We start from the raw sequence: 21,456 nt of genomic DNA on the forward strand, positions 1-21,456 counted from the left end.
CGTTGCGCCCGACTCCCCCGCCGCCGGCCGCTGTTCTCCCGCGCGGCCGACGGGTCCGACCCGTGCGCGTCGTCTACCGTCGTGTGCCCCGTCCGACCACGCCCCGCTCAGCAGGAGGAACGCCGTGTCCGACACCGCCGCGCCCGAGGACGTCGTCCGGGCCTGTTTCGCCGCCTACTCGGCCCAGGACCGGCCTGCCATGGAGCGGCTGCTCGCCGAGGAGTTCGTCTTCACCAGCCCGCAGGACGACCACCTCGACCGGGCCGCGTTCCTGGACGTCTGCTTCCCGACCGCGCACCGCTTCCGCTCCCAAGAGCTCCTCGACGCGGTCCCGTTCGACGACGACCAGGTCTTCGTCCGCTACTCCTACGAGCTGACGACCGGCGCACGCCACCGCAACGTCGAGGTGATGACGGTGCGCGACGGCCGACTGGTCGAGACCCAGGTGTACTTCGGCGGGCGCTTCCCCCAGGGGTGAGCGGCCGGCCGGGTCAGGCGAAGACCACGCAGGAGGCGGCCGGCGCCGGTACCGAGCCGGCCCGCTCGGGTACGCCGGTCCGCGGGTCGAGGGCGAACCAGGTGACGTCGCCGGAGCGTTCGTTGGCCGCGTAGAGGTGCCGCCCGTCGGGGTGCAGCGCGAGGTCGCGGGGCCAGTGGCCGCCGCACGGCACGGTGGTGACCAGGGTCGCGGTGCCGGCCCGGGCGTCCAGGGAGAGCACCGCGATGCTGTCGTGGCCCCGGTTGGCCGCCCAGCCGAAGCGGCCGTCCCGGGAGAGGACCAGGGCGGACGGGTACGTCGGGTCGGCGGCAGCGGCGGCGCCCTCGGGGAGCAGCGGGGTCTCCCCCAGGGGCGTCAGCCGACCCTGGGCGGCGTCCCAACGGCAGAGCGTCACGGTGGGGTCGAGTTCGTTGATGACACAGGCGAGTTGGCCGTCCGGGTGGAAGGCGAGGTGTCGGGGCCCGCTGCCGGGGCGCAGCCGGGTCTCGTCCCGTACGGAGAGCGCCCCGCTGGCCGGGTCGAGGGCGCAGATCCGGACCGAGTCGGTGCCCAGGTCGACGCTGAGCAGCCAACGGCCGCTGGGGTCGGGGCGCACGGCGTGGGCGTGCGGGCCCTCTTGGCGGTCGGCCCGCGGGCCGCTGCCCCGGTGGGCGAGGACCCGCGGGGGGCCACCGAGGGTGCCGTCGGCGTGCACGGGGAGCGTACTGACGTCGCCGGAGCTGTAGTTGGCGGTGAGCAGGTGGCCGGTGGTGAGGGTGAGGTGGGTGGGGTCGGCGCCGCCGATGGGGACTGCGGGGGCGAGCAGTTCGGGGCCCCCGGGGGTGAGGCGGAAGGCGGCGGCCGCGCCGTCCGGGGTCTCGCTGACGGCGTAGAGGTGCCGGCCGTCGGGGGCGGCGGCCAGGTACGAGGGGTTGGGGACGGCGTCGGTGGAGTGCAGTGGGGTCAGCGCACCGGTGGCCGGGTCGACGGCCGCGGTGGTGATGCCGGGGCCGCCGGCCGTGGTGAAGGAGCCGAGGTAGGCGCGGAGTTGGCCCTCGCGCGCCGGTCGGCCGGAGGTCCGCCGTGCCGCTTCCGTCGTCGAGTCCGCCGCCGGTTCCGTCGTCGCCACTGGTCGCCGCCCTTCGTCCGCTGCCTGCCCGTCGGGGCCGTCCGGCCGTGGTGGCGGGCGGCCGCGGTGGGGGCCGGCCGGCCCGTCGCGGTCCTCGCCGTCCGGACGGTGTCCCGTTGTCCCGGCGACGCTAACAGGGCGGGCGGGAACCGGGGTTGGCCGGGAGGTGCAGATGGCTTCCGTCAGGCCCCCGCCGGGAGCCGGTCGGTCCGCCCGCCGGGGGCCGGTCGGCCCAGGGGGACGGCGAGCGCGAGCAGGGCCTGTTCCAGGGCGTGGAGGTGGGCGAGGACGGGGCCGCCGTCGCCGGTGTGCGGCACCGCTGCCGCCGCGGTCCGCTCGCGGCGGCCGTCGAGCGGGGCGTCGGTGAGCGCCTCGACGGCGGACTCCACGCGCCAGCAGGCCGCGGCCAGCCGGTCGTCGTGCGACGCCTCCGGGTCGGCGGCGATGGACGCCAGCCCGCGCACCTCGCGCGCGCAGTCGTCGAGCAGCGCGAGCACCTGCCGGGCCCGCCGCTTGCGCGCCCGCAGCGGGTTGAGCGGGTGCACGAGCGGGACGAGGGAGAGTCGGACCCGGTCGAGGATCGCCTCCAACTCGGCGACCCGCGGCGCCGGATCGGCCTGCGGGTCGGTCGTGAGCCGGGCGGCGGCCGCCGCGGTGCAGGCGTGCACGCAGCGCAGGGCCCGCTCGACCCGCTCGTCGGTGATGGCGTGCGTGGTCACCGGCAGCACCAGGAGCACCGCCAGCACCGCGCCCAGGGCGCCGATGACCGTCTCGCCGACCCGCAGCGCGAGCAGCGCCGGATCGAGCACGCCGAGCAGCCCGTACAGCATGCTCGCCAGCACGGTCACGGCGAGCATCATCCAGGTGTAGGAGACGGCGGCGGTGTAGAAGATCCCGAAGACGCTGAGGGCGACGACCACGGCGGCCGCGACCGGCTGGTCGTGCAGCGGCATGGCGACGGCGAAGCCCACGACGACGCCGAGCGCGGTGCCCAGGAGCCGCCGGAAGCCACGGATCAGCGTCTCGCCGCGCGAGGTGGTGTTGACGAAGACCCACCAGGTGGCGCCCACCGCCCAGTACCACCGCTGGTCGGACAGCAGGTGCCCGGCGGCGAGCGCGGCGGCGGCGCCCGCGGTGGCCTGGACGGCCTGCCGGGTGGTGATCCGCGCGAGGCCCGTCCCGCCGGCCGGGACGGGCGCCGCGGCGGGCGCCGGCGACCGCCGCTCGTAGCACCACGCGCCGAACCGCACCAGCGACGACGCCGTGAGCGCGAGCGACATGGCGGCGTACAGCTCGGGGAGTTGGCCGGGCACGGTGTGCAGGAACTGCGCCGCGAAGAAGGTCATGAAGGCGAAGACGCCGAGCGAGTGCCCCCGCGGGCCCCAGCGCCGGGCGTACACCCCGGCCCCGACGACGGCGAGGAACGCCAGGTCGCGGACGAGCGGCAGGTCGTGCAGCACGGCGGCGAGCGCGAGCACCGGGAGGCCGACGACCGGCAGCAGCGCCGTCGTCACGGCCTGCCCGCGCACCGTCGGGTCGGCGACGGTGAACAGGGCGAGCATCGCGGCCAGCCCACCGGTGACGGAGGCCACCAGCGAGAGCCCGGCCGCCCCGCACAGCGCCACGGCGAGCCCGATCCCGACCACGGCCCGGGTCGCGAACCGCAGCCGCGTGCGCCCCGGGTCCGGTGCCACGAACGCCCTCTTCAGCAAGTTCCCCCGCCCTTTCGGTGGACCGGCGCACCGCGGCAGGCCCGCCGGTGCACCACGACATGAGAAAGGCGCCGCGGGATCCGCAGCGCCATCGACGTGTCCATCTCAGCATCAGGGTGGCCGTTTGTTCAACAGTGGATGATTTCATTGGGCCAATGGCCCATTCGGAAGCGGATCGCGGCAGCCGGGAGCGGGCCATCGGACCACCCGGCGGGGCGTTCGCCGGGCCGGGGGCGGGGAGCGGCTCAGTCGGGCAGGGCCGCGGTGAGGTCCACCTCCACGAGCTGGCCCGGAAAGCCCAGTTGCGCCACCCCCAGCAGCGTGCTGGCGGTGGTGAAGGCGGGGCCGAGGGCCGAGTCGTTGAGCCGGCGCCAGGCGGCGCTCAGTTCGGCGGTCTGCTCGCTCCGCACGTAGATCACCGAGCGCACGACGTGCTGCGGTCCGGCGCCCACCTCCGCCAGGGCGACCAGCGCGTTCGCCACGACCTGGTCGATCTGCGCCGCCAGTCCCGGGCCGACGACGGTGCCGTCACGGTCGAGCGGGCACTGCCCCGCCAGGTAGGCGGTGCGGCCGGCCTCCACCACGGTGATGTGGGAGTAGCCGGGTGTCGGGTGTAGCTGCTGGGGATTGATCCGGGTGATCGTCATGCCGGGAGTGTGCCGGACCGGCCGCGCGCGTGCGGCGCCTTCCGGTCAACCGGCGCCGCGGGCCGGTGCGTTCGGGCACCGGGCGGGGCGCCGGAGTTGGTCTCGGAAGTGGCCCCCGCGTTCCTCGGGGACGAGGGGCTCCGGGGCTCGCCTCACATCGGCGCGGAGAGCAGCCGCACCGGGCCGGGCGGCCAGGCGGCCCCGTCGCGCAGCGGGGTCCACATGGTGCGCAGCGGCATCACGACCGGGCCGGTGGGCTGCTCGACCCGGACCTCGTCCCGGACCTCCCGCCAGCCCAGGCGCGCGTACAGGGTCACCAGCGGCGGGCGGCAGAACAGCAGGGCGTGCGGCGGGCCCATGGTGCGGGCGTGGTCGAGCGCGGCGGCCACCACCCGGCGGGCCAGGCCCCGGCCGCGCACGTCGGGCGCCACGGCCACCCCGCCGACGCCGATCACCGAGGTCTCCGCCCCACCGAGCACGAGGGGGAGGCGGCGCAGTCCGGCGTGTGCCACCAGGCGGTCGCCGAGCCGGATGCCGAAGTGCTCCTCCTTGGGCAGCCAGGTCAGGCCCGCGCTGTCGACTCCGAAGGGGTCGGGGCCGTCGCCGAGGAGCGCGGTCACGTCGTCGCGGGTGTAGGAGTCGAGCCGGCAGGGGGTCAGGTCGCTGTGGTTCTCCGTCATCCCCGCATCCTGATCCACCTCGGCGGGCCGCGACCAGTCCGGTCGGGCGCGGTTCGGCGCACGACTCCTTGACGGGCAACTGCCCACCACTTACCGTCACTTCAGCTCTTGGCGCCTTGAGAGAACCTTTACCCCTCGATGGATGAAAAAGGTGAAGGCATGGGTGGGCTGCGACGACGTTCCCTACTGGCCGCCGCGGGCGGAACCGCGGCGGCCACCGGTCTGGCGAACGCCGGGGCGGCCCAGGCGCAGACGCCTCCCCGGGCCGCGCAGGCGGGGGCCTCACCCGCCGCGAAGACCGCCCCGCGCCGGCCCGGGCCGTACGACCGCAAGGTCGATGACCTGCTGGCGCGTATGACTGTCGAAGAGAAGCTGGGACAGTTGCAGCAGCTTCCCTGGGCGTCCGACACCGGGCCCGGCGGGCCGGGGACCAGGACCGTCGAAGAGGCCGCCCGCAGGGGGCGGTTGGGCTCGGTGCTGAACATCTTCGGCGCGCGTGCCTGCAACGCGCTCCAGCGGATCGCCGTCGAGGAGTCGCGGCTGGGCATCCCGCTGCTGTACGGGCTCGATGTGATCCACGGCTTCTGGACCACGTTCCCCATCCCGCTGGCCCAGGCGGCCAGTTTCGATCCGCGGGTGGCGGCGCGGGACGCGGAGGTGTCCGCCGCGGAGGCCCGTTCCAACGGGGTGCACTGGACCTTCGCCCCGATGATGGACGTGACGCACGAGCCGCGCTGGGGCCGGATCGCCGAGGGCAACGGCGAGGACCCGTACCTGACATCGGCGTTCGCCGCCGCCAAGGTGCGCGGCTACCAAGGCGACCGGCTCCTGGCCGGAGACCGGATCGCGGCCTGCGCCAAGCACTTCGTGGCGTACGGGGGCGCCGAGGGCGGGCGCGACTACAACACCGTGGACGTGTCGGAGTCCCGGCTGCGGAACCTCTATCTGCCGCCGTTCAAGGCCGCGTTGGACGCGGGGGCGGCGACCGTGATGGCGTCGTTCAACCTCATCGGCGGGGTCCCGGCGCACGCCAACGGGCACACCCTCACCGACGTTCTCAAGCGGGAGTGGGGCTTCGACGGGATGGTGGTGAGCGACTGGAACGGCGTGCAGGAGCTGCTCCCGCACGGGGTCGCGGAGGACGGCGCGGATGCCGCGCGGCTCGCGCTGAACGCCGGCGTCGACATGGAGATGACCAGCACCACCCTGGTCACCCACGGCAAGCGGCTCCTCCGGGAGGGCCGGATCGAGGCCCGCCGACTGGACGACGCGGTCGCCCGGGTGCTGCGGTTGAAGTACGCGCTGGGGCTGTTCGCGCACCCGTACGTCGACGAGGCGAAGGCGATCGGCGCGCCGTCCGCCGCGGCGCGGGCGGCGGCCCGGGCGGCGGCGGGCCGGTCGATGGTGCTGCTCAAGAACGACCGGGGGGTGCTGCCGCTGCGCGGCTCGGTCCGGTCGCTCGCGGTGGTGGGCCCGTTCGGCGACTCCACCGACCTGTTGGGGACGTGGGTGCTGCCGGCGGCGGCCGAGAAGTTCCCGGCCGGGACGGTGCTGGACGCCGTGCGCGGGGCGGTGCCGGGCGGCACGGTCCGGCACGCCCGCGGCGTCGATCCGCAGGGCGACGAGGTGCGCGGCATCCCGGAGGCGGTCGCGGCGGCCGCCGCCTGTGAGGTCACGGTCGTGGTGGTGGGCGAACCGGCGGCGCTCAGCGGGGAGGCGTCCGCGCGCAGCGACATCGGGCTGCCGGGGGTGCAACAGCGGCTGGTCGAGGCGATCGCCGGGACCGGCCGGCCGTTCGTGGTGGTGCTGGTCGGCGGGCGGCCGCTGACCGTCGGCGGCTGGGTGGACCGCGCCCCGGCCGTGGTGCTGGCCTGGCACCCCGGCATCGAGGGCGGCAACGCCCTCGCCGATGTGCTGTTCGGCAAGGTGAATCCGGGTGGCAAGCTGCCGGTCTCGCTCCCGCGCTCGGTCGGCCAACTCCCCATCCACTACAACCACGAGAACACCGGCCGCCCCTACGACCCCAACGACAAGTTCACGTCGAAGTACCTCGACCTCCCGGACGGACCCCTCTTCCCGTTCGGGTACGGCCTGAGCTACACCACGTTCCGCACCGGCACGCCCCGGCTCGGCACCTCACGGATCGCGGCCGACGCGCTGCGCGCGGGCGACGGGGTCGAGGTCACCGCGGCCGTCACCAACACCGGCTCCCGGGCCGGCGACGAGGTCGTCCAGCTCTACGTCCACGACCGGGCCGCCAGCATCGCCCAACCGGTGCGCCGGCTCAGGGGCTTCCACCGCGTGACGCTCGCGCCGGGCGCGAGCCGGACGGTGCGGTTCCGGCTGGCGGCCGAGGACCTGGGGTTCTGGAGCAACGCCCCGCACGGCGAGTTCCGGTTGGAGCCCGGCGCCATCGACGTCTACGTGGGCGGCAGTTCGGCCGCCGAGGGCAAGGCCACACTGACGGTGACCTGACCGGAGCCGGGCACACCGGGGCGCTCAGGCGAACTGGGCGACGTACTCGTCGAAGGGCGGGATGCCCACCTCGGTGCGCCGCCGGTCCATCTCCTCCGGGGCCTCGCACGGCCACGGGACCGGCGCGCCGTCCCGGACGCCGGCGATCTGGGTGCCGTAGCGCTGCTCGCGGCCCTCGTTGACCCGGGTGCGGTCGTGCAGGAAGGCCAGGTCCCGCGGGGCCGCGAGGCCGTCGGCGACGGCGCGTTCCAGCAGCCGTAGCGCGCGGCGCTGGACGTCCAGTTGACGGTCGGCGTGCTGGGCGACCAACCAGGCGGCGCGGGCGGCGTCCGGGCCGAAGCGGTCCGCGGTGGGCCAGCCGTGGGTGTCCAGGATCTCGGTGAGGCGGTCGGCGTGCCGGGCGGTGAGCCGGCGCCAGGCCAACTGGTCGGCGAAGTCCGGGCCGTTGGCGCGGGCCGTGGCCGCGTGGTCCGCGGCGGCCATCGCGACCAGTTCGGAAGCCACCGCGGTCAGGTCGTCGTCGGTGTGGGGCGCGGGTGCGTCGTGCGTCATCAGTGCTCCAGAGGTCGGTGGGCCCCGCATCGGGTCGGGCGCCTCCAACCTAAAGCGGCCAATCGGCACGGAAGATCGTCCTTGGGTACGGTGACGGGAGGGGCCGCGCGGCCGGATAATGGATCTACCCCGCGCGCCCCGACCGTCGTTTCGACACGTCGACCTCAAGGAGGCCGTGGGCCGATGGCCGTGGACGCGCTGGACGCGAAGATCCTGAAGCTGCTGTTGGAGCAGCCGCGGACGAGCGTGCGGGAGTACGCCCGGGTGCTGGGGGTCGCCCGCGGGACGGTGCAGGCGCGCCTGGACCGCCTGGAGCGGGACGGGGTCATCACCGCCTACAGCCCGCGGCTCTCCCCCGCCGCGCTGGACCACCCGGTGCTGGCCTTCGTGCACATCGAGGTGACGCAGGGGCACCTGGAGGAGGTCGCCGCCGCGCTGGCCGAAGTGCCGCAGATCATCGAGGCGTTCTCGACGACCGGCGGCGGCGATCTGCTGACGCGGGTGGTGGCCCGGGACGCGGCACACCTGGAGGACGTGATCCAGCGGTTGATCAAGCTCCCGGGCGTGGTCCGCACGCGGACGGAGGTGGCGCTGCGCGAGCGGGTGCCGCACCGGATGCTGCCGCTGGTCGAGTCCGTGGGCGGCTCGGCCGCGCAGGCGGGCTGAGCGGTGGCGGACGACACGGCGGGCGGGCCCGCACCGGTCATCTTCGACCTCGACGGGACGCTGGTGGACAGCGAGCCCAACTACTTCGAGGCCGGGCGGCGGGTGTTGGCCGGGTACGGCGTCACGGACTTCACCTGGGAGCACCATCTGCGCTTCATCGGGATCGGCACCCGCGAGACGCTGACGGTACTGGCGCGGGAGTACCGCATCGACGCCCCGGTGGAGGAGCTGTTGGCCGGGAAGAACCGCGCCTATCTGGAGCTGGCCCGGGCCGGTACGGAAGTGTTTCCGCAGATGCGGGAGCTGGTGGTGCGGCTGGCCGGGGGCGGGCATCCGATGGCGGTGGCGTCCGGCTCGTCGCGGGCCGCGATCGAGGCGGTGCTGGCCGGGACGGGGCTGGACGCGCTGTTGACCACGGTGGTGTCGGCGGAGGAGGTGCCGCACGGCAAGCCCGCGCCCGATGTGTTCTTGGAGGCCGCGCGCCGGCTGGGGGTCGAGCCCGCGGCGTGCGTGGTGGTGGAGGACGCCGCGCCCGGGGTGTTGGCGGCGCGGCGGGCCGGGATGCGGTGCATCGCGGTGCCCTACGTGTCCGGGAGCGTCGGCGATCCCGCGTTCGCCGGCGCGGGATTGATGTTCCCCGGCGGGCAGCGGGAGTTCACCGCACGGGCGGCGTACGCGTGGATCGACGGGTCGGACCGCTCGGTGTGACCGGTGTGCCCGGGGCCGGTCGGCGCGCGCCGGCCGGCCCCGGGGTGGCTCAGCCGACGCCGGCGGAGGCGCACTGCGCGGCCAGGGCGGGGGTGCAGAGCAGGTCGCTGCGCACCACGCCGTCCCGGACGACGGTGTCCTTGAGGTTGCCCTTGGTGACCACGGTGGCCTTGAACAGCTTCGCCGGAATGCCGGACTTGCTGTGGTTCGCGGCGGTGGTGGAGGTGAGGGTGGAGATGCTCTGGCCCCGCAGCAGCCGGAAGGCCAGTTCCGCGGCGGTCTCCGCCTCCGGCCGCACTTCCTTGTAAACAGTGAACGCCTGAGTGCCGTCCAACAACCTCTGCAGCGCGGGAAGTTCGGCGTCCTGTCCACCCAGCGGAACATTCTTCACGCCGGCCGACTTCAGCGCCTCGGCGATACCGCCGGCCATGCCGTCATTCGCCGAGTAGACCGCATCGAAGCCGCGCGGGCCACGGGAGTTGATGACATCGGCCATCTCCTTCTTCGCGGTCGCCTCGGACCATTCGGGTACGTCCTTCTCGTAGACGATTTTGTGCACCTTGCCGTCGAGGGCGGCGTGCGCGCCCTTCTTGAAGGCCGGGGCGTTGGGGTCGTCCGGGGAGCCGTTGAACATGACGACATCGGCGCTCGCCGCGCGCGGCCCGAGCGCGGCGAGAATCGCCTCGCCCTGGAGCCGGCCGATCTTGTCGTTGTCATAGGAGACATACGCCGCCACGTTGCCCTCGGCGAGCCGGTCGTAGGCGATGACCTGCACGCCCTGACGTGCGGCGGAGTCCACCCACGCCTTGGCGGCCTGGGCGTCGACCGGGTCCAGGATGATGACCTTGACGCCCTTCTTCACCAGGGCGTCGAACTGGGAGCGTTGGGCATCGACGCTCGACTCGGCGTTTCCGTAGTCCACCGTGCAGGGGAGGCAGAGCGCCGCGATGCGCCGGGAAATGATGCGGTGATCGAATTTCTCGTAGCGCGTGGATTTGTTCTCGGGAAGGAGGAGGCCGATGTGGTCCTTCCCCTGGGACGGTTCCTGATGATCGTTTCCGCAGGCCGCCAGCGGCGCGGCGAGGGAAAGCGTCAACACGCTGACGAGGACGCCGCGACGCATTGTTGCATTCGTCACATTCACTGCGCCCATTGTCTTCTTCGGCCTCATGAAAAGTACCTCCACAGGGGCCGCCCTGACTCGGCCCATGAATGGCTGAGTGAACGTCACCGAAGGCCCAATCGTCAAGAAACGAAGTAATAACGGTGCCGAACACGGTCATGCATTGAGACACCGAAGGCGAAGCGCCCGTCCGTCGCCCCGGGTGATCTCCGCCGGGCCACTGGGCATGGTCAGCGGTATGACTTCGCCACGGAAACGGACCCCCGTCTCCACCGAGGGACACATGGGCCGCGCGGACGACCACCCCGGACGCTGCGACCGGGAATACCGACGACGCCGGGACGCCCTGGCGGCCCGCGCCGACAACCACGCGGTGGGGGCGCCCTATCCGGGCGTGGAGTACACCGAGGACGAGCACCGGACCTGGCGCGCCGTCCACGACGCGCTGCTCCCGAAGCACCGGGCGCACGCCTGCCGACCGGTGTTGGACACCCTCGCGGACACCGAGATCCCCGCCGACGGGGTCCCGCAACACGCGGACATCACGCCCGGGTTGACGGCACGCACCGGGTTCGCGCTCACGCTGGCCGGCGGGGTGGTGCCCAACGAACGGTTCCTGGGGTCCATGGAGCACGGCTACTTCCATGCGGTGCAGTTCGTCCGCCACCCGGCCGTGCCGCTCTACACCCCCGAACCGGACGTGCTGCACGACGTGTTCGGGCACGGCATCCATCTGTCGTCACCGCGCATCGCCGAGCTGTACCGGATGTTCGGCCGCGCCGCGAACCGGGTCCGGACCGACGAGGCACTGGACATTCTGAGCCGGGTGTATTGGTACACCCTGGAATTCGGATTGGTCAGCGAATCCGGCGCGCCCAAGGCTTTCGGCGCGGCACTGCTCTCGTCGTACGGGGAGATCGGGGCGCACGACGGGCGAGAAGTGCGCGAACTGGACGCATGCGCCACAGCCGGTACGCAGTACCGCATTTCCAGCTATCAGCCGGTTTTATTCGCGGCACGTTCCTTCTCCCACCTTGAGGACACAATCGGCACGTTCTGCACGGAATTCGACGACGACACCGGGCGGCGACTGGGATTGCCGGCACTGCGCCGCAATCGTGACTAGGGAACGTTGTCGTTCGCTTCCACTGGGCCACTGGAGCACTGGGCCACTGGGGCTTCGGCCCTTGGGCTCTTCGGTCGCTCGGCTGCTCGGCCCTTCGGTCCGCCGCTCGTTCACCGATGGCCGTTGGTCATCGGCCGTTGGTCGCTGGTCATTGGCCGTTGGTCATCGGCCGTTGGTCGCTGATACCGCCATAGGCCCCGCGTTCGGACGCTATGCCCACACGTCCAATGAGCGGCGGTTAGCGGGGTGTTAGCGGAGCGTCAGCCGGGCAATAGCAGCCCCGACCAGAGTGGCTGACGTACCAACGAAACGACGGCACCGACCACCCCGGGGGACCCGCAATGAACTCCAACACCACCGTCCGCACCGCTCGTCGCCGCACCCTGCGCATCGCCGCCGCGGCCCTGACCGCGGCGGCCGCCCTCACCCTCACCGCCTGCTCCGGCTCGGACGCCGGCAGCACGAAGCCCGCAGCCCACGCGAGCACCGGCACCACCGCCCCGGAGTCCAGCGGCACGGGCCCCGCCGCCGGAGCGCAGGGCGCCGACGCCCCGGCGACCCCCGACGCCCAGGCTGACACCAAGGTCGACACCAAGGCGGGCGCTGTGGGCAAGCGGTCGGGCGGCTCGCACGGCGCCACGGCCAGGGCGGCCTCGCCGGTCCGCACCCAGCCGCTGGCGGACGGCAGCAGCAAGGCCGAGATCTACAAGATCGGTGCCCAGCAATACCGCGCCAAGATCGTCAGCCGCGGTTCGGTCCTGGCCACGCTGGAGACGAAGGGCAGCGACACCGGGCTCGACGCCAACGACATGTTCGTCGTGCTCACGTTGGACGGTCAGGTCCACTCCTGGATGGGCGGCGGCCACCAGGGACCGGGCACCTTCAAGGTGGCGGGCGACTGGACCGTCAAGGTCACGAAGGTCGGCGAACTGCACTACCGCGCCGACATCATCGGCCACGAGGGCTCGGTGGACGGCACGCTGGAAACGAAGGGGCACGACGACGGGGCCGTCGCCAACGGCATCTACATGGTGCTCAGCAGCGGCGGAGTGCTCAGCGCCCACGCGTGAACACCCGCGCGGCTACGGCGGGGAAGCCCCCGTCGGGTGGCTCTTCGGGGGAGGCGGGGAGGAACGGGTGGGCCGAGCGACGGGCCGGGACGAGGGCCGTCGCGTGGCGATCCGGGGCGGGCGCCGGCGGGCGACGATGACGGTACAGGGCGGGTATCCAGACCCTGCGATCCGGAACTGGGGCGCCCGAGCGACGCGTTGGGCCGGGCGTCCCGATCGGCACTGCGGGGCTGGGACCCTCGGACGGCGTGCCGGAGCGGGCCTCCTCGGCTGACGCTTCGGTGCGGAAGACCGGGCGCTGGAAGGAGCCGATGCCGGCCAACAACAGGCGTGCGAACGGGGGTTGGCGCGAGGGAAAGGTAAGAGGCCGGAGAAGGGGAGGGGGCGGGGACGGAGCCGTGCACGACTTCCCCACACACGCCTCGTCCACACAACCCGACCCGGCCGAGGTCCGCGCCCCGTTGAGCCCCCTCGCCCGCTAACCAGCCACGCACGGCGACCCGTTGAGCCTCCGCAGTCCCGCCCCTCACCCCCCGACCCCGATCAACGCCACCGTGATGTTGTCCGGCGCGCCCGCCTCGATGGCCGCCTTCCACAGCTCGAAGACGGCCCGCCCGCCGTCGTGTTCGTGCAGCACCGCGGCGATCTCCTCCTCCAGGACCGGGTCGGTGAGCCCGTCCGTACACACCACGTAGCGCCGGCCCGGGACCAGCGGCACGGTGCGGACGTGCGGAGTGACCGCGACGAAACGGCTGGCGCCCCCGACCGCCTGGGTCACCAGCGACGTGGTCCGCTGCCCCGCCGGCAGCGGCGGGCTGTCGTCCACGCTCACCTGCCGCAGCCCGTCCTCCCCGGCCTCCAGGACCCGGCTGTCGCCCACGTTGAAGATCAACAACGCCTCCGGCAACACGACGGTGCCGGCCACCGTGGTCCCCATCCCGGTCAGCGCCGGGTCCCGTTCGGCCGCCGCATACACCGCGCGGTTGCACCTGATCACCGCCGCCCGCACCGCCTCCTCGCCGTCCAACGTCGGTCCCAGCGCCGCCAGATGCGCCACCGTCAGCGCGCTGGCGACCTCACCGCCCGGCTGCCCGCCGATGCCGTCGGCGACCGCCACGACCACCGGGCTGCCCAGCGGGAACATCAGCGTCTGGGGGTTCTCGGTCACCGTGCCGCACAGCGTCCACGGCCCCGCGACCAGGCTGTCCTCGTTGTGCTCCCGGATCAGTCCGGGGTGGCTGAGCGCCGTCACCGTGATGTACTGCGCCGCAGTGTCCATGCCGTCGCTCCCTCGCCGGTCGCTCGCGGTGTGCCCCGCCGGTTGCGCTCCGTCCCGCCGTGCTCCGGGCAACGGTCTCACCCGGTCCCGGCCCCGGTCCGGCCGTCGCGCAGCGTGTGTCGCCGCATCAGCCGGGACACGTCCTTCGCCGTGATGATCCCCACCAGATGCCCGGCGTCCACGACCAGGATCCGCATCCCGGTCCGCAGCGTCACCCGGTCCATCGCCTCGCTCAGCAGATCGTCCGGCGCGGCCACCGCGCACTGGGACACCGGTATGGCCACGTCCCGAACCCGCAGCTCCGCCCGCTGGGCGGCGGGTATCGACGCCAGCCTGCGGACCTGCACCAGGCCGCTCGGCCGCCCCTCGAAGTCCAGCAACGGGACGACGGAGTGCCCGGTCGTCACGGCCACCTCGTCGATGAACCGCTGCACCGTCAGCCAGTCCGCCCCGGTCACCACGGGAGCGGACATGGCATCGGCCGCCCGCACCCCGCGCAACGCCGTCTGCATCGCCGCCCGCCGCCGCTCGGACCCGGCGACGACCATGATGAACAGCCCGATCAAGGCCAGCCACAACCCGCTCGGCAACCCGCGCAACAGCGCGAACCAGCCGGCCGCCACCAGCAGTACGCCCATCACCTGGCCGCCCCGGGACGCCGCGATGTCCGCACGGTCCCGGTCCCCGGTGCGCCACCACAGCAGTGCCTGCACCACCCGCCCCCCATCGAGCGGGACGGCCGGCAGCAGATTGAACACGCCCAGGAGCACATTGGCCCAGCCCAGCCACACCAGCACGACCGCCGGCACCGCCCACAGGGACAGCACATGCAGCCCGAAGCCGGCGCCCAGCGCGATTCCCCCGATGAGCAGGCTGGTGAGCGGTCCGCTGATGGCGACCGCGAAGGCCGCGGCGGCGGTCTGCGGCCGCCCCATGCGCGTCATCCCGCCCAGCGCCCACAGGGTCACGTCCTCGACGGATATCTGCTTCCGGCGCGCGATCGCGGCATGCGCCGTCTCGTGCAGCAGCAGACTGCCGGTGAGCAACGCGGCCCCGACGACGCCGGCCAGGGCATAGACGACAGCGGAACGTCCCGGGGCGATCACCGGCAGCGTCTGCCGCCCGAGGCCGTACGCGAACAGCATCACCAGCAGCGGCACGCTCCAGTGCATCCGCAGCGGCACCCCGACCACACGTCCGATCTGGACCGAGCCGTTCATTGCCGTCTCCCGCCGGCCCGGGCACTGGTTCCTCCGGGCGGGGCCTCACGCCCCGCGCTCCGCGGACCACCCGGCGCGGCACTCACCACAATTGTCACTCGCCGCCCCACCACCGGCGGAGTTCTTCCCCACCGGCCCGACTCCCGGCGCCGAACTAATCTGGAGGTGCGGTCGCTCGTGCGGCGACCGTCGTCGCGGAATGCGCACCGCCCCGGGCACGGGAGGCGAGGACCATGGGACGCAGCCACCACTTCCACCTCGACCACAGCGGCCACTCGATCACCGTGAACGTCGGCCCCGGCCGCGACGGCGAGATAGAACTCCTGGTCAACGGCAAGGTCGTCGCCTACCAGCGGGAACACGGCACCGGCCTGAACCTCCTGACCGGCGAACTCCCCGACGAGCCCGTCCGGATCTTCCGGGTCCGTATCCGCGAGCCCCGGCTCGTCCCCACCGCACCCCGCTGCACCCTCGAACTCGACGGGGTGGAACACCCCATGCCAGAACGCCATCTCGTCTGACCCCACGTCGAAACCCGGATCGAAACCCACGTCCAAGCCCCCTCTACAACGGTCTACAGCGACGCCGTCGGCCTCTACTGCCACACCCCTCTGAGCACGCCTGCCCGCCCCTACCGAGCGCGGACCCTCCGAGCACGTCTCCACGGCCACGTTCCGACCACACGCCGCCCCGCCGAGACCACGCAGGGTCGCTGCCCGGCTCCTCGTTCCGCTACTGACGGTGAACACGCGGTCGCGCGGCCGACGTTGACCGCTTTTGTTCCCCCTCACCCTCCTCTCTCACTCCGCGCTCACTTGGCCTTGCCCTCCGCTTCCACCAGCTCCTTGAACTGCTGAAGATCGCTGCGTACGCCCCGCTCGATCGCGACGGCCTGCGCGAACCCCTGGGGCCCGCCGAAGCTCTCCTTGATCGTGCCCGGGTCGTACTCGAACCGGGCCTGGAGCCGGGTGTGCCCCCGGTCGATGGGCAGCAGCGAGAACGTCCCCGCCAGATCGGGGCCGCTCGTGGTCTGCCACGTCATCACGTTCTCCATCTCCCGGTCGACGATCTCGACCTCGAACTCCTGCGCCCGGCCGCCCGCGTCGACGTCCAGGTGCGCCCGTCGCTCACCCTCCGGCCTGGCCTGCCGGACGCCGTTCAGGAACCGTGGATAGCTCTCCGCGCGATGCAGGCAATCCCAGGCCGTTTCGAGCGGAACACCGATGTCGATGTGTTCTTCGAGAGTGCTCATCGGACACCTCACAGCTTGCTTCGCACCCCCCTTGATACGTTTCCAGGTTCCTCCGCCCAGCGGCCGGAAGCGACCCGAGTCCGAACCCGCCCTGTGCCCCCAGCTCTCCTAGCTCTCTCCCCTCTCCTTCCCCCGCCCCCACCCCCTCCCTCTCCCACTCCCGTCTGTCCTGCTCCCCCTCTCCTCATTTCCCGGCCTTGTTCCCTGGGGACGGGCGCGTCGTCTCATCGATGCCCGGCGGCCTCCGCCGATGCGCCGACGTCCGACGGTGCCGGGGACTACTCCGGCCCCTCGACGCGCGGTGCGATCGCGAGGATCGCCACGTCGTCGTGGAGGATGCGCGTGTGACGGGGCAGATCGGCGTTGAGGAAGTCGATGACATCGGCCGGCCCCGGGGACGGCCGGCCGCCGAACCGCTGGATGAGGCGATCCAGCAGCGGATAGAACACCCCGGTGTGGTCCCGGGCCTCGATCAGCCCGTCGGTGCAGAGCAGCAGCACATCGCCGTGGGCGAAGCGGTGCGTGTACGACACCGGTGGCTCCGCGGACAACCCACCCAGTCCCAGCGGCAGGGCGGGCGGCCCGGTGAGAGCGGTCACCTCCCCTCCCGAGATCAACACCGGTTCGATGTGCCCGTGGTTGATGATCGTCACTTGCTGGGCCAGGGCGTCGTACTCGATCAGGGCCGCGGTCACGAAGAGTTCGTCGTCGGGGATTTCCGCAGCCTCGTGGGCCAACCGCCGCTCCATCCGGGCGGCCACCGCGAGCAGGTCCCCGGGGTCGTAGACCGCCTCGCGGAAGCTGCCGAGGATGTCGGCGACCGTACGAACCGCCTGGAGCCCCTTGCCGCGGACGTCGCCGATGATGGCGCGCTCGCCGGCCTGAGTGGCACGGATGTCGTAGAGGTCCCCGCCCACCATGGTGCCGATCTCTCCGGACCGGTAGAGACCCGCCGCCAGCACCTTGCCGACCCGTTGCGGAACCGGCCGCAGCAGGGTCCGCATCAGCGCCTCGGCCACCGAGTTGACGCGTACCAGGTGCCGTTGCTGCCGCCGCCGGTACCCGGCCAGCGCCACGCCCATGATCCCCACGATGAGGGTGGAGATATACGTCGCTACATAGTGATTCCCCCACAGTTGATGGATGTTGTGACCCGTGCAGCACGGGGTGCCCGCGAGCACGCCCTCCAGGGCGACGGCGAAGACGGTGACCACGGCGACGCCTACCGGGCCGTGGGTGAAGGCCGCGAGCACCGGCACGGCGATCAGCAGGGAGCTGACCGCCCACTGCGTGGGCGTCACGAACTCCAGTAGCAGCACGATCAGGACGTAGAGGGCGGGAAGCCATCGCATCCAGGCGGGGACCGTCGGCGCCTCGAAGCCGTTGCTGTCCACCAGTCCGGAGAGCCGCTGGGTCGGCCGGCCGCGGCCCGACTGACTCACGACGGCGGCTCCCGCCGCGCCGCGGGGACCGGACTCGTCAACGCCGTCACCCTCGTCTTCCGCGCCACCGCTCAACGACCCATTCACGCGACCTGTTCAACAGGGTCTCCCGCCATGGACTCCTGTTTCGACCGTGCTCAAGGTCCACAGCCTGACGCTCCCGAACAGCCAACCCGACGATTACGCCATCGGCGGCATGTCACCTCTCCTCGGCCGCCGTACAGACCCCTGCGTCATCAGGCCGCTGAGCTCTCCCAGGTCTCACCGTCTTCGGTCCGGCGGCGCCCGCATGGTCAGGCTCCGTGTGTGGGTGGCGGGTGCGGATGCATGATGCGCGGGATACGCGGGTGTTCGGGCTCGGGATGGCGATGCGGCGGCGTGTGCGGGTGCGAGTGACTGTGGAGGGTGTGAAGTCCCGCTGACTGGGGTGGAGTTGTGGCGTGTGGACGATGTTGATGCCGTGGTTGGCATGGCTGGTGTGGTTGGTGTTGTGGGCATTGCTGGGGCGGGCGGCGTTGTTGGTGTGAGGGGTGCGGGCGGCGTTGTTGGGATCGCTTGGTGTGCTTGGGCGCTGATCATGGTGCTCCCCCTATCGGGCATGCGGCGTCAGATGGTGGATGAGTGCGTCGGGCGGGTGCGCGCGCTGTGCCCGACGCACTCCACTGTCCGCGATCCGGCGATCGTTGGCGTCAACCCGTGGGTGGTAAAGCGGAATCAACCCCTGGGCGTAGGGGGAGCGCGGCCGCATGCCGGAGGTTGATGGCCGGCGGCGCGGCTACTCCTCCACGGCTCCGCCGATGCGTCGGAGGTGCTGTCGGAACGAGTAGCTCGGGTCGGCGGCGCGGCGGGCGAGGTAGTCGTCGAAGGCGGTCTGCTGGCGGAGGGGCTCGCCCGCGCGGATCCTGCGGGCCTGTTCGCGCTCGGTCTCCCGGATCGTGCGGGCCGTGTCCAGCACGGCCTCGGTGCGATCCGCGGGGACGAACAGCACGCCGTCATCGTCGCCGAATACCGCGTCCTCGGCGGTGATTCGGTGGGGGCCGAAGCGCGCGCTGGCCAGGGCGTCCGGTTCCCGGTCGGCGAGTCGGAGCGGGCCCGGCGCCAGGCGGCCGTAGCTGAACACCGGCAGGCCGATCTCCACCAGTTCCGGGGTGTCCCGGTGCAGCCCCCAGATCACCACGCCGGCCAGTCCCGCGGCGTGTGCTTCGAGGGCCAGCAAGTCGCCGACGCACGCCTCGTCCTGGCGGCCGCCGTTGTCGATGACCAGGACGTCACCGGGCCGGGCGTCGGTGAACGCCTCCAGGAAGATGTCGACGCTCCCGTAGTGCCGGGCGGGCAGCGCGCGTCCGGCGACCCGGTGACCGGGAACCACGGCCCCGATTCCGGGCGGTGCGGCGCGCAGCGGTACGCCGAGCCGCACGCAGGCGTCGGCCACCAAGGGCGTGGACAGCTCGGCGAAGGACGTGAACATGGCGTTCTCCTCGGGTCGGTCCCGTCGCCGCCTCGGCACGGTCGGCGCGGGGTGTGGCGAACGGTGCCATGCTCCCCGGCTGTTGGAGTCCCGTACAGGGGCGCCCAACTCCCTTGGCGTGGCCCGCGAGTGGCCGAAATCCACCCTACCGACCCGACAGTTCCGGTCGTACTTTGACTCCGTGACCAGATTCGAAATCCGGTCACGAACGGGGAAGGAAAAGGGACTTGGAACGGGACGAACGCGGTCAGCGCATCCTGGAGGTGGCCGGGGAGCTGCTGCTCGCCTGGGGATACCGGCGGGTGACGATCGACGAGATCGCCCGGCGGGCCAAGGTCGGCAAGGGCACGGTCTATCTGCACTGGAAGACCAAGGACTCGCTGTTGCTGGCCGTCGTACTCAACGTCAAATGGCGCACTCAGCGGCAGCACTTGGCCCGCATGCGGTCCGATCCACTGGAGATCCTGCCGAGCCGGACGATGCGCAGTTACTACGGCGACTTCCTCAAGGAGCCGGTGCTGCGCGCCATGCACACCGAGGACGTCGATATTCTCGGCCGGCTCAGCGACACCGCAAAGAAGGAATTCGCTGACCTGATGGCGCTCAGCGAACAGGTTCTGCTGCGCTATCTCGACGTGCTGCGGCAGCACGGGCTGATCCGTTCCGACCTCGACGTGCCACACCTGCAATACGCGCTGCTGTCCACGACCACCGGGTTCCTCATGTCCGAGGCCATGCTCTACGACCGGGCGCCGGAGAATCCGAAGGTGCGCGGCGACCTCCTCGCCGAGACGCTCCGCAGGATGCTGGAAACGCCGGCGGAGGATTTCCGCGCGGCCCGGACCGAGACCAACGCGGCTGCCCGTCCGCTGCGTTACAGCAGCATGGAAGAGGCAGCGGTCGCCGCCGCGCCCGAAATCATCGCGCTGTATGAGCAGTTGGAGGAAAGCAGCGCCACGGAGATACGCCGGCAGCTGCGCGAGTGATCTCCCCTACGGGCCGCTGGCTCGTCCCGGCCGCGCCCCACCACGGCTCCGTTTCGCCCAGGCTCATTTCACAGGAGAAAGACATGACCGAATCGGCGAACAACCCCTTCAACGAATACGTCGGCAAACACCCCGGCGAGCCGAACGTGCTGGAACCCGCCCTGATCACCGACCCGTTCACCGGATACGGCGAGTTGCGCGAGCAGGGCCCCGTGGTCCGCGGCCGCTTCGTCGACGACACCCCCGTGTGGTTCATCACCCGCTTCGATGAGGCCCGCGTGGTGCTGCGCGACCACCGCTTCGCCAACAACCCCGCGTTCGCGCAGGAGACCGCGGACGGGGAAAACCCGCGCAGCCGACTGATGGACATGATGGGGCTGCCCGAGCGCTACCGGGTCTATCTCGACGGCTCCATCCTCACCATGGACGCCCCCGACCACACCCGGCTCCGGCGGCTGGTCTCCCGCGCCTTCACCGCCCGTAAGATCACCGATCTGCGGCCCCGGGTGGAGGACATCGCGGACGATCTGTTGAGCCGACTCCCGGAGCACGCCGAGGACGGGGTCGTCGACCTCATCACGCACTTCGCCTATCCGTTGCCCATCACGGTCATCTGCGAACTGGTGGGAATCCCGGAGGCGGACCGGCCGCAGTGGAGGGCATGGAGCTCCCAACTCGCCTCGCTGGGGCCGGATCGGCTCAAGAACTCGTTCCCGGCGATGATCGACTACATTCACGAGCTCATCCGTGAACGGCGCGCGGCACTCACCGACGACCTGCTCAGCGAGCTGATCCGCACGCACGACGACGACGGCAGCCGGCTCAGCGACGTCGAAATGGTCACGCTGGTGGTGACCCTGGTCATCGCGGGGCACGAGACCACCGCCCACCTCATCACCAACGGCGCGGCCGCCCTGCTCACGCACCCCGACCAGTTGCGGCTGCTGAAGGCGGATTCAGGGCTGCTCCCCCGCGCGGTGCACGAGCTGATGCGCTGGTGCGGCCCGGTGCATCTGACGCAACTGCGCTACGCCACCGAGGACACCGAGTTGGCGGGCGTGCGGATCGCGAAGGGCGAGGCCGTCATGCCCATCCTGGTCTCGGCGAACCACGACCCCCGCCACTACGCCGACCCCGCCCGACTCGACATCACCCGCCACCCGGCGGGCCGCGCCGAGGACCACGTCGGCTTCGGCCACGGCATGCACTACTGCCTGGGTGCCAGCCTGGCCCGGCAGGAGGGCGAGGTGGCCTTCGGCAAGCTGCTCGCGCACTATCCGGCCGTGTCGCTGGCGGTGGAGCCGGAGGAGCTCCGACGCATACCGCTGCCGGGCAACTGGCGGCTGAGCGAGCTCCCGATCCGGCTCGGCTGAGTCTCCGGAATGCGGGCCGTGGGCCGTCGCCCCTCGGCATGGGGCGGCGGCGCCCGCTTCCATCGTGGGG

Annotated in this window: 20 protein-coding genes; 9 read left to right on the top strand and 11 right to left on the bottom strand. The window is 72.1% G+C overall.

Going from position 1 to position 21,456, the window contains the following annotated elements; genetic code table 11:
* Positions 1 to 124 precede the first annotated feature (124 nt).
* Positions 125 to 478 (top strand): nuclear transport factor 2 family protein, encoded by a 354-nt coding sequence (locus tag PV796_RS07085; protein ID WP_274912061.1) that lies wholly within the window; start codon positions 125 to 127, stop codon positions 476 to 478.
* A gap of 13 nt (positions 479 to 491) precedes the next feature.
* Here PV796_RS07085 and PV796_RS07090 read toward each other — a convergent pair whose 3' ends face one another.
* From PV796_RS07090 to PV796_RS07105, 4 genes are all read right to left on the bottom strand, one after another.
* Positions 492 to 1,607 (bottom strand): lactonase family protein, encoded by a 1,116-nt coding sequence (locus tag PV796_RS07090; protein ID WP_274912062.1) that lies wholly within the window; start codon positions 1,605 to 1,607, stop codon positions 492 to 494.
* A gap of 182 nt (positions 1,608 to 1,789) precedes the next feature.
* Entirely contained in the window at positions 1,790 to 3,319 is a 1,530-nt protein-coding gene (locus tag PV796_RS07095) for an FUSC family protein (RefSeq protein ID WP_274912063.1), read from the bottom strand.
* A gap of 245 nt (positions 3,320 to 3,564) precedes the next feature.
* Positions 3,565 to 3,966: a RidA family protein gene (locus tag PV796_RS07100; protein WP_274912064.1), complete on the bottom strand. Its 402-nt coding sequence runs from the start codon at positions 3,964 to 3,966 to the stop codon at positions 3,565 to 3,567.
* A gap of 152 nt (positions 3,967 to 4,118) precedes the next feature.
* Positions 4,119 to 4,646 (bottom strand): GNAT family N-acetyltransferase, encoded by a 528-nt coding sequence (locus tag PV796_RS07105; protein ID WP_274912065.1) that lies wholly within the window; start codon positions 4,644 to 4,646, stop codon positions 4,119 to 4,121.
* Between the two features lie 159 nt (positions 4,647 to 4,805).
* On the opposite strand from PV796_RS07105, the gene bglX reads away from it, so the two are divergent.
* Positions 4,806 to 7,121, top strand: a complete 2,316-nt coding sequence (gene bglX, locus PV796_RS07110) for a beta-glucosidase BglX (protein ID WP_274912066.1) — start codon at positions 4,806 to 4,808, stop codon at positions 7,119 to 7,121.
* A 24-nt stretch (positions 7,122 to 7,145) separates the two neighbouring features.
* Here the strand turns inward: bglX and PV796_RS07115 are convergent, their stop codons facing one another.
* On the bottom strand, positions 7,146 to 7,673 hold the full coding sequence (locus PV796_RS07115; RefSeq protein WP_274912067.1) for a DUF6624 domain-containing protein: 528 nt from the start codon (positions 7,671 to 7,673) through the stop codon (positions 7,146 to 7,148).
* Positions 7,674 to 7,856: 183 nt separating this feature from the next.
* On the opposite strand from PV796_RS07115, the gene PV796_RS07120 reads away from it, so the two are divergent.
* Positions 7,857 to 8,339 carry an Lrp/AsnC family transcriptional regulator gene (locus PV796_RS07120; RefSeq protein ID WP_274912068.1) on the top strand — a complete coding sequence of 161 codons (483 nt, stop codon included), beginning with the start codon at positions 7,857 to 7,859 and terminating at the stop codon, positions 8,337 to 8,339.
* Between the two features lie 3 nt (positions 8,340 to 8,342).
* Entirely contained in the window at positions 8,343 to 9,047 is a 705-nt protein-coding gene (locus PV796_RS07125) for an HAD family hydrolase (RefSeq protein WP_274912069.1), read from the top strand.
* Between the two features lie 49 nt (positions 9,048 to 9,096).
* On the opposite strand, the gene PV796_RS07130 is transcribed toward PV796_RS07125, so the two are convergent.
* Entirely contained in the window at positions 9,097 to 10,170 is a 1,074-nt protein-coding gene (locus tag PV796_RS07130; protein WP_274918894.1) for a sugar ABC transporter substrate-binding protein, read from the bottom strand.
* Positions 10,171 to 10,408: 238 nt separating this feature from the next.
* On the opposite strand from PV796_RS07130, the gene PV796_RS07135 reads away from it, so the two are divergent.
* Both PV796_RS07135 and PV796_RS07140 read left to right on the top strand, forming a co-directional pair.
* Entirely contained in the window at positions 10,409 to 11,296 is an 888-nt protein-coding gene (locus tag PV796_RS07135) for a phenylalanine 4-monooxygenase (protein WP_274912070.1), read from the top strand.
* A gap of 341 nt (positions 11,297 to 11,637) precedes the next feature.
* Positions 11,638 to 12,366 carry a hypothetical protein gene (locus tag PV796_RS07140; RefSeq protein ID WP_274912071.1) on the top strand — a complete coding sequence of 243 codons (729 nt, stop codon included), beginning with the start codon at positions 11,638 to 11,640 and terminating at the stop codon, positions 12,364 to 12,366.
* A gap of 526 nt (positions 12,367 to 12,892) precedes the next feature.
* Here the strand turns inward: PV796_RS07140 and PV796_RS07145 are convergent.
* Both PV796_RS07145 and PV796_RS07150 read right to left on the bottom strand, forming a co-directional pair.
* Positions 12,893 to 13,645 carry a PP2C family protein-serine/threonine phosphatase gene (locus tag PV796_RS07145; RefSeq protein ID WP_274912072.1) on the bottom strand — a complete coding sequence of 251 codons (753 nt, stop codon included), beginning with the start codon at positions 13,643 to 13,645 and terminating at the stop codon, positions 12,893 to 12,895.
* A 77-nt stretch (positions 13,646 to 13,722) separates the two neighbouring features.
* Positions 13,723 to 14,865, bottom strand: a complete 1,143-nt coding sequence (locus PV796_RS07150) for a site-2 protease family protein (protein ID WP_274912073.1) — start codon at positions 14,863 to 14,865, stop codon at positions 13,723 to 13,725.
* Positions 14,866 to 15,098: 233 nt separating this feature from the next.
* Between PV796_RS07150 and PV796_RS07155 the strand changes: the two genes are divergently transcribed.
* The gene (locus PV796_RS07155; RefSeq protein ID WP_274912074.1) at positions 15,099 to 15,386 is read left to right on the top strand and encodes a hypothetical protein; all 288 of its coding nucleotides are present in this window, start codon (positions 15,099 to 15,101) and stop codon (positions 15,384 to 15,386) included.
* 290 nt (positions 15,387 to 15,676) lie between these two features.
* Here the strand turns inward: PV796_RS07155 and PV796_RS07160 are convergent, their stop codons facing one another.
* The 3 genes from PV796_RS07160 to PV796_RS07170 all read right to left on the bottom strand — a co-directional run bounded on the left by PV796_RS07160 (position 15,677) and on the right by PV796_RS07170 (position 19,027).
* The gene (locus tag PV796_RS07160; protein ID WP_274912075.1) at positions 15,677 to 16,117 is read right to left on the bottom strand and encodes an SRPBCC family protein; all 441 of its coding nucleotides are present in this window, start codon (positions 16,115 to 16,117) and stop codon (positions 15,677 to 15,679) included.
* 278 nt (positions 16,118 to 16,395) lie between these two features.
* A complete protein-coding gene (locus PV796_RS07165; RefSeq protein ID WP_274912076.1) occupies positions 16,396 to 17,559 on the bottom strand; it encodes a PP2C family protein-serine/threonine phosphatase in 1,164 nt (387 codons plus the stop codon).
* A gap of 775 nt (positions 17,560 to 18,334) precedes the next feature.
* Positions 18,335 to 19,027, bottom strand: coding sequence for an RraA family protein (locus PV796_RS07170; protein WP_274912077.1), 693 nt, complete (start codon positions 19,025 to 19,027; stop codon positions 18,335 to 18,337).
* Between the two features lie 227 nt (positions 19,028 to 19,254).
* Here PV796_RS07170 and PV796_RS07175 point away from each other — a divergent pair, with 227 nt between their 5' ends.
* Both PV796_RS07175 and PV796_RS07180 read left to right on the top strand, forming a co-directional pair.
* Entirely contained in the window at positions 19,255 to 20,013 is a 759-nt protein-coding gene (locus PV796_RS07175; RefSeq protein WP_274912078.1) for a TetR/AcrR family transcriptional regulator, read from the top strand.
* An 83-nt stretch (positions 20,014 to 20,096) separates the two neighbouring features.
* Positions 20,097 to 21,386: a cytochrome P450 family protein gene (locus PV796_RS07180; RefSeq protein WP_274912079.1), complete on the top strand. Its 1,290-nt coding sequence runs from the start codon at positions 20,097 to 20,099 to the stop codon at positions 21,384 to 21,386.
* Positions 21,387 to 21,456: the final 70 nt, after the last annotated feature.

Origin of the sequence: Streptomyces sp. WZ-12 (assembly GCF_028898845.1) — a bacterium.
Classification (GTDB): domain Bacteria; phylum Actinomycetota; class Actinomycetes; order Streptomycetales; family Streptomycetaceae; genus Streptomyces.

What these genes read in the sequence shown, in the direction of transcription:
- PV796_RS07150 (WP_274912073.1), bottom strand. Translation starts at nt 14,865, where the DNA reads ATGAACGGCTCGGTCCAGATCGGACGTGTGGTCGGGGTGCCGCTGCGG.
- PV796_RS07120 (WP_274912068.1), top strand. Translation starts at nt 7,857, where the DNA reads ATGGCCGTGGACGCGCTGGACGCGAAGATCCTGAAGCTGCTGTTGGAG.
- PV796_RS07100 (WP_274912064.1), bottom strand. Translation starts at nt 3,966, where the DNA reads ATGACGATCACCCGGATCAATCCCCAGCAGCTACACCCGACACCCGGC.
- PV796_RS07135 (WP_274912070.1), top strand. Translation starts at nt 10,409, where the DNA reads ATGACTTCGCCACGGAAACGGACCCCCGTCTCCACCGAGGGACACATG.
- bglX (WP_274912066.1), top strand. Translation starts at nt 4,806, where the DNA reads ATGGGTGGGCTGCGACGACGTTCCCTACTGGCCGCCGCGGGCGGAACC.
- PV796_RS07130 (WP_274918894.1), bottom strand. Translation starts at nt 10,170, where the DNA reads ATGCGTCGCGGCGTCCTCGTCAGCGTGTTGACGCTTTCCCTCGCCGCG.
- PV796_RS07140 (WP_274912071.1), top strand. Translation starts at nt 11,638, where the DNA reads ATGAACTCCAACACCACCGTCCGCACCGCTCGTCGCCGCACCCTGCGC.
- PV796_RS07115 (WP_274912067.1), bottom strand. Translation starts at nt 7,673, where the DNA reads ATGACGCACGACGCACCCGCGCCCCACACCGACGACGACCTGACCGCG.
- PV796_RS07170 (WP_274912077.1), bottom strand. Translation starts at nt 19,027, where the DNA reads ATGTTCACGTCCTTCGCCGAGCTGTCCACGCCCTTGGTGGCCGACGCC.
- PV796_RS07105 (WP_274912065.1), bottom strand. Translation starts at nt 4,646, where the DNA reads ATGACGGAGAACCACAGCGACCTGACCCCCTGCCGGCTCGACTCCTAC.
- PV796_RS07180 (WP_274912079.1), top strand. Translation starts at nt 20,097, where the DNA reads ATGACCGAATCGGCGAACAACCCCTTCAACGAATACGTCGGCAAACAC.
- PV796_RS07155 (WP_274912074.1), top strand. Translation starts at nt 15,099, where the DNA reads ATGGGACGCAGCCACCACTTCCACCTCGACCACAGCGGCCACTCGATC.
- PV796_RS07160 (WP_274912075.1), bottom strand. Translation starts at nt 16,117, where the DNA reads ATGAGCACTCTCGAAGAACACATCGACATCGGTGTTCCGCTCGAAACG.
- PV796_RS07145 (WP_274912072.1), bottom strand. Translation starts at nt 13,645, where the DNA reads ATGGACACTGCGGCGCAGTACATCACGGTGACGGCGCTCAGCCACCCC.